This is a genomic window from Actinoplanes sp. NPDC049118 (assembly GCF_040648555.1).
Lineage (GTDB): Bacteria > Actinomycetota > Actinomycetes > Mycobacteriales > Micromonosporaceae > Actinoplanes.
Window position 1 is genome coordinate 1 of record NZ_JBEZDY010000063.1, and the last position, 6381, is coordinate 6381.

4 protein-coding genes and 2 pseudogenes are annotated in these 6381 nt (G+C 69.7%); 2 read left to right on the forward strand and 4 right to left on the reverse strand.

Annotated features, from left to right (window positions below; translation table 11 throughout):
* The 4 genes and pseudogenes from AB0B58_RS42115 to AB0B58_RS42130 all read right to left on the reverse strand — a co-directional run.
* Positions 1-373 (reverse strand): annotated as a pseudogene (locus AB0B58_RS42115) (hypothetical protein); the annotation flags it as partial.
* A gap of 344 nt (positions 374-717) precedes the next feature.
* Entirely contained in the window at positions 718-1053 is a 336-nt protein-coding gene (locus AB0B58_RS42120; protein WP_360236982.1) for a hypothetical protein, read from the reverse strand.
* Positions 1054-1311: 258 nt separating this feature from the next.
* Positions 1312-2931: a methyl-accepting chemotaxis protein gene (locus AB0B58_RS42125; RefSeq protein ID WP_360236985.1), complete on the reverse strand. Its 1620-nt coding sequence runs from the start codon at positions 2929-2931 to the stop codon at positions 1312-1314.
* Positions 2932-3347: 416 nt separating this feature from the next.
* Positions 3348-4931 carry a GGDEF domain-containing protein gene (locus AB0B58_RS42130; RefSeq protein WP_360236988.1) on the reverse strand — a complete coding sequence of 528 codons (1584 nt, stop codon included), beginning with the start codon at positions 4929-4931 and terminating at the stop codon, positions 3348-3350.
* A 350-nt stretch (positions 4932-5281) separates the two neighbouring features.
* Here AB0B58_RS42130 and AB0B58_RS42135 point away from each other — a divergent pair.
* Positions 5282-5406 (forward strand): annotated as a pseudogene (locus AB0B58_RS42135) (RNA polymerase subunit sigma-24); the annotation flags it as partial.
* A gap of 45 nt (positions 5407-5451) precedes the next feature.
* On the forward strand, positions 5452-6285 hold the full coding sequence (locus tag AB0B58_RS42140; protein ID WP_360236991.1) for an AAC(3) family N-acetyltransferase: 834 nt from the start codon (positions 5452-5454) through the stop codon (positions 6283-6285).
* Positions 6286-6381 lie beyond the last annotated feature (96 nt).

Consider the following 6381-nt stretch of genomic DNA (forward strand, 5'->3'; position numbering starts at 1 on the left):
GCGCCGGCTTCGGGCTGTATCTGTCCAGGTTGCTCGCCGAGGCGAACCACGGCCAGGTCTGGTACGAAGACGTCGTCCCGCACGGCAGCCGGTTCATGCTGCGCCTGCCCCGCGCCCAGCGAAGTTCGCCAACGGCGGCGTCGCGGAACCCGGTAGACGGCTCGGCAACGACCTGACCCCTGGCAGCCCGGACCGTCCGCGGCGGCGGCGACCTGCGGGGCCGGGGCGCGACCCGCACGACGTCGGCCGCGTAACCGCAGGTCGCCGTGTCGAGGGCGTCGCCGTCCACCGCAGCCAGGACCCTCCGGAACGTGCGCTCGCTGGGCACCAGGTACCGGCCGGTCAACGGGTTGCGCCGGCCGGTGCAGGACATCCTGCGGGGTCCGCGCAGCCCACTGCCGGATCGGGTTCCCGTTCCTCGACAAAGGCATGGCCCCCGTTGGCGGGTGCTCCCCGCGCATGCGGGGTGGCCCCACCACCTGCGTCGAGGTCCTGATGCAGGGCGAGTGCTCCCCGCGCACGCGGGGTGGTCGCTGCCAGCTGTGGGAGTGGGACAGCGGCCACACGTGCTCCCCGCGCACGCGCGGGTGGTCCCGGGTTCCGAAAGACCACCCCACGGTCCGCCTGGCGTCCTCGCCCTGAGGGACTCAGCGTGCGCCTCGCCGACCCTGATCCCCTGAGCACATCGGCGTCCCGGTTTGGCCAGCCGTGCCGGTGCTATTCGGGGAATCCGGGCCTCATTCCGGTCGCGGTCGTACCGTCGATCGTGAGCCCGTACCGGCGCACCCGCTCCGCCTCGGCGGGATCCTGCCATCGCTCGATCAGGTCGGCATAGATGGTGAGGATCTCTGGCCGGGCGAAGTTGACGGCCCGAATCGCGAGCTGCCGGCCGTCGACCGGGTCACCCGCCTCGAATCGCAGCAGCGCGAGAAAGGCCAGCGCCCGGGCGCTGCCGAGGTCACCGGCTTCGCCCATCAGCTGCTCCGCGGCCGCCACGGCGATCCGATAGTCGTCAGTCCACTTGTCGTCTGGATCGCCCTCGTTGAGATCCATGACCCACCGGCAACGGGCGGCGACCTCGCGACCGAACGGGTCGAGATCCGACACCGCTACGCCAGCGGGTCAGCCGGCTCATCGGCGGGCGTCTCGCCCGGCGAGGCCGCATGATGGGTCAGATGGCCGGCTGGATGTGCGGGTCCACATTGTCGAAGGTTGTCATGAGGCTGCCTGCGTCAGCGAGGAGGTTCCCGATGCCGCCGACGAGTTCTCCGACCCCGATCGCGGGCTTGCCCCGCGGGAGAACCTCAGCGGTCAGACCTTGAAGGTCGTCGCGGTGTTGTTCATGTGTTCGGCCATGTGGGCGAGTTCGTCGATGGTGGCGGTGCTGGCGGTGACGGCACCGTGAGTCGTCTCCACGGTGTCGGCGACTGCGGCCACATGCTCGGCTATGCGCGTGGACCCGGTGGCGGTCTCGGCTACGTTGCGGCTCATCTCGGCTGTTGTCGCGCTCTGTTCCTCCACGGCGCCGGCGATGGTGGTCACGTAGTCGTTGATGCGCTCGATGACGCCCTGGAATGTGCCGATGACCTGCACGGCGCCGTCGCTGTCGTCCTGGATCGCGCGCACCCGCTCGCCGATGGTCTCGGTAGCGTGGGCGGTCTCCTGGGCGAGGTCCTTGACCTCGCTGGCGACCACGGCGAAACCCTTGCCCGCTTCGCCGGCGCGGGCGGCCTCGATGGTGGCGTTGAGGGCCAACAGGTTGGTCTGTTGCGCGATGGCGTTGATGACCTTCACCACCGCGCCGATCTCGGACGACGAGGTGCTGAGCTGTCGCAGGCGTTCACCGGCGACGCCTGCTGCGGTCAGTGCCTCGCCGGACACGGTCGCGGCCTGCGTGGCGCTGTTGCCGATCTCTCGGATCGACACCTCCATCTCCTCGGTGGCCGCGGCCACCGTCTGACTGTTCGCGCTGACCTGTAGCGCGACGGCCGCCGCGTTCTTGGCCCCGGAAGTGGCGTCGTCGGAGCCGGCGACGACCCGGTTGCTGCTCGCGCGCAGGATCTGTGAGGCCTGGGACAGCTGGGCGGCGTCGGCCTTGATCTGGGTGACCGCGATTCCCAGCGTGTCGGCGGCCTCGTTGACCGCGTCGCCCATGTCGCGCAATTCGCCGCCCATCGTCGTGGTGTCCACCCGCTGGGTCAGGTCCCTGCCCGCCAGGGCCTGGAGCGCGGTGATCGCCGCGAGCAGCGGGGCGACGATGCTGCGCCGTGTCGCGTACACGAGCGGGACGGCCAGAAGCAGCGCCACGAGCATGGCCACGGTCAGCTGGGCCTGTGCCTTACGGGAGGCCGCGGTCGCCTCGGTGGCCGCGGTGTCGCTGCGCGACTGGGCGCTGTCGACGAGCGCCTGAGTCTGTTCCAGGATCCGGAAATAGATGTCCCAGGACGCGCCGCCGATGGTGTCGTTCGCCTTCTTGACCGACTGCGGCGTGCCCTGTGCGAACAGCGCCGCGATGGCGTCGTCCATCTTCAGGAACTTGTCCCAGTCGGTGCGGATGGACTGGAAGGTCTTCTGTTCCTGGCTGGTCATGGCGCTCGTGTCGACGCCGGCGAGGTGGGTGCGCAGCCGTTCGACGACCTCGAGGTAGCCGGCGCGGCTGGCGGCGTCGGGCTTGACGGCGGCGGCAGGGTCGCCCAGGGCCGCCTCCCACGCGTAGGCGACCTGCCAGCCGCTCACGTCGGAGTTGAAGTACTTGATCTCCTGCACATCGCGGCTCAACAGCAGCATGTCCTTCATGTGAGCCACCGCGCGGTCCTGCGCACGCAAGGCGCTGAGACCCACGAGGCCGGCGGCGACGAACAGCGCCACCACCGTGCCCAGGCACACCACCAGGCGGGCGCCCACCCGTAGCCGTCCCAACAGTCGAAGCATAGAGATCCTTCCAGCAGTCCTCGCCAATTCCGCCTATATCAGCATCATCGGGTAATTATTGACGCGTGAGGACGGGCCGTGGATGCCGATCGCCAAATGGGCGCTGCGAGCGGTTCGCCAGCGTGCCCGCCGCAGGCGGGATCGAGCTCGATCGGCCCGAGGCGGGGTGCTGCTTGGCATGCTCGGCGGCGAGCGTTCACCCGCGGCGAGGCTGCGGGTCATCGCACCGCGTACTGCTGGCAGGATCCGGTTGATGACGAATCAGATTCGCATTTTGCGCACGGCACCCGGATCCGCGAAATCCAGTGTGCACTCCGCGGCCACCAGCTGTTTCTGGGGATGAAGCGTCAGTGCTACGGCCCGGCCAGGTCAACCAGGACGATCCGGGGCAAGGGCCCATCGCGGAAGGGACGGGTTCAGACCAGGCGGTCGCGGTAGGCGCGGGCGCGGGGTTCCGGTGGTGTCCCGGCGACGACGCGGTTGCGTCCTTGGTGCTTGGCCGCGTAGAGGTTCCGGTCGGCGGCGGACAGAGCGGCGGACAGGCTGGGCGGTGAGGACTCGCTCAGGTCGGCCACGCCGATGCTCACGGTGAGAGGCAGGCCACCGGTAAGGCCGCGCCAATCGTGGTCGCCGACCGCCTGCCGGATGCCGTCGAGTTTCGCGGTCGCGAGAGCGACGGGGGTGGCGGGCAAGACCAGCAGGAACTCCTCCCCGCCGAGGCGGACGACGAACCCCCGCGGCGCGACGGCGGCCAGACCGGCCTCGAGCAGGTCCGCCACCTGCACTAGCACGCGATCCCCGACGTCGTGGGACAGCTCGTCGTTGATCCGCTTGAAGTGGTCGATGTCGGCGATCGCCACCGCCAAGGCGGGGTCTGCGACGATCAGGGCCGGCAGGTGTTCGTCGACGTAACGACGATTGCGCAGGCCGGTCAAGGGGTCGCGGCGGGCCTGCTCACGGAAACGCTCGGCATCCTGCAGCGCCTCGGCGGTCTCGAACATCGCGTACCGGCTCTGCGCCTGGGCCTCCCCCTGCCGTGAGCGGAGGCTCTCCTGTGCGGCGAAGCACTCCTTCTGCGCGGCGAACGCCTGTGCGTAGTCGCCGCGCCCGGCGTGCAGCTCGGCCTGCTCCTCGTGTACACGGACCATGATCTGGTGCAGGTCGCGCTGTCGGCAGAGCGCACGCGAGGCGTCCAGGCTGGCCTGAGCGCGGGCGGTCGCGCCGAGGCCGCGCTGCGCGCGGGCCAGGGTGAGCAGAAATTCGGCCAGGTCGTCGGCGTCGTCGCTGAGCCCTGCCTCGTACCGGGCGATGCACAAATGCATCGTCTGCTCGGCTTGGACGTACTCGCCGTTCGCGATCTGGATCGCGCCGATCGTGTCCAGCTCCGTCGGGTCGAGCTCGACGCCGTGCGCATCGGCGTGCTCCACCAGTCGGCGGGCCACGTCCTGGGCACGCGGGAAGTCGCCGGCGTTGTGCTCGGCGTACGCCCAGTTGTTGAGCACGATACGTAGCCGGTCCCACTGCTGTGCTTCCCCGGCCAGCACCTCGGCCTGCCGGAAACGCAGCCGCGCCGCGCCGATCGCGCCGTTGCGAGCGAGCGCGTCGGCCAGCTTGGTCTGGTGCCGGATCTGCACGTACGGGCTGGCGGTCTCATCGAGCAGCTCGACCGCGCTCAGCGAATGCTCCAGGCACTTGGCCTCTTCACCGGACAGCCGGGCGATGTTCGCGCAGGCGGAGTGGGTGCGAGCCCGCAGGATGCGGTCGCCGTGCCGGGCAGCCCATTCATGGATGTCGTAAATCTCCCGGGAACCCCCCGCGATGTCGCCGCCGCGCAGGAGCAGGATGGCGAGGCAGAGACGAGCACGCGCTATGAGCGTCTCATCGCCGAGCGTCACGGCCCGCTGTTCGAGCTCGGCTGCGGCGCGGGCGCCGGCCTCGGCGTCCCAGATGACCTCGTCTTCGATCGCCAGCAGGGCAGCCGAGACTTCCGCCGCGCTCATCGCACTGCCGTCCACCGTTGCGCCTCCAGCCCCTCTCCGGTCCCATCGGCCAAAGCCGCGCCATGCTGAAGCAGTCCAGCGGCCGAAACGTACGCGTCACCGGTATGCCGGCGTCCGCCGGATCTGACAGCGCTACCTCGTCGTCGAGCTGACCTGATCTCCTCGGGCGAAGCCCGAGCCGTCGGCGGAGGCCGCGGCTGCCGCTGGCCAAGCGGTGGGCTGCAGGGGCGAGAGCCTGCACCTGCGCGATCGTCGGGCCGGGCCGCTTCCCAGGCCCTCTCATCTCTTCCGCCGTGAAGTGCTCGTTCTGCAGCCGCCCGTAGTAGCCGGGTACCGGCGGATAAACCGAGTATCTGCATCAGCGGGCCGGTGATCCGATGACGGCGGCGCGGTTGTATGTGGAGGCGGCCCGGGCGACGGCGAATCTACCGGAGCATGAGCATTTGCGCGGCAGGCGGCCCGATTGAACCGACGCTCATATTGCGGCGACACGGCAGGGGCGGATCGGCATACTTGCGCGGTGAGTGAGAGCCTTTCGCAACAAGTAGCGCCCGAACAGGCTGTGCCCGAGCAGGCGATGCCGCATACGGCGGCGTCTCTGGCCGCTGACCTTCGGGCGCTGGGGCTGGCGGCCGGTGACACGGTGATGGTGCATTCGGCGTTGCGGTCGCTCGGGTTCGTGGCTGGGAGCGCGCATGCGGTGGTGCTGGCGCTGCTGGAGGTGTTGGGTCCGGACGGGACGCTGGTGGTGCCGACGCATACGGCGTACAACTCGGATCCTGCCGGGTGGCGCAACCCGCCGGTGCCGGAGACGTGGTGGCCGGTGATCCGGCAGGAGAATCCCGGTTTCGACCCGGTGTTGTCGCCGAGTCGGTGGGTGGGTGCGCTGCCGGAGGCGGTGCGCACGTGGCCGGGCGCGTTGCGCAGTGGGCATCCCCAGGTGTCGGTGGCGGCGTTGGGGGGCCGGGCGGCGGAGATCGCCGGTGTGCATCCGGTGGAGGACGAGCTGGGTGACGGTTCGCCGTTAGGGGCGGTGTACCGGCTGGGTGGCAAGGTGCTGCTGCTGGGGTGCGGGCACGGCAACAACACGTCGCTGCATCTGTCGGAGTGCCGTCAGGAGCAGCCGAAGATGGATGCCAACGGTGCGGCGATGCGTGATCCCGACGGTCGGGCGCGGTGGGTGACGTGGACGGCGCCGGCGACGGATTCCGGCGATTTCGAGGAGCTCGGTGCGGCGTACGACGCGGTCGGTCCGGTGTCGGTGGGGAAGGTCGGTAATGCGACCGCCCGGTTGATGCCGCAGCGGGATCTGGTGGATTTCGGAACGGTCTGGATCCGTGAGCACCGTCGCTGAGCTTAGGGCGCGTCTCATTTGGTGATCTTCTGGAGTCGGCGGTAGCTGAGCAGGGCGCAGGCGATGTCGACGAAGCCTTGGAAGTGTTCGGCTTTG

Excerpts from the sequence above, each read along its gene's own strand:
- AB0B58_RS42120 (WP_360236982.1), bottom strand. The coding sequence starts at position 1,053 with ATGGATCTCAACGAGGGCGATCCAGACGACAAGTGGACTGACGACTAT.
- AB0B58_RS42125 (WP_360236985.1), bottom strand. The coding sequence starts at position 2,931 with ATGCTTCGACTGTTGGGACGGCTACGGGTGGGCGCCCGCCTGGTGGTG.
- AB0B58_RS42130 (WP_360236988.1), bottom strand. The coding sequence starts at position 4,931 with ATGAGCGCGGCGGAAGTCTCGGCTGCCCTGCTGGCGATCGAAGACGAG.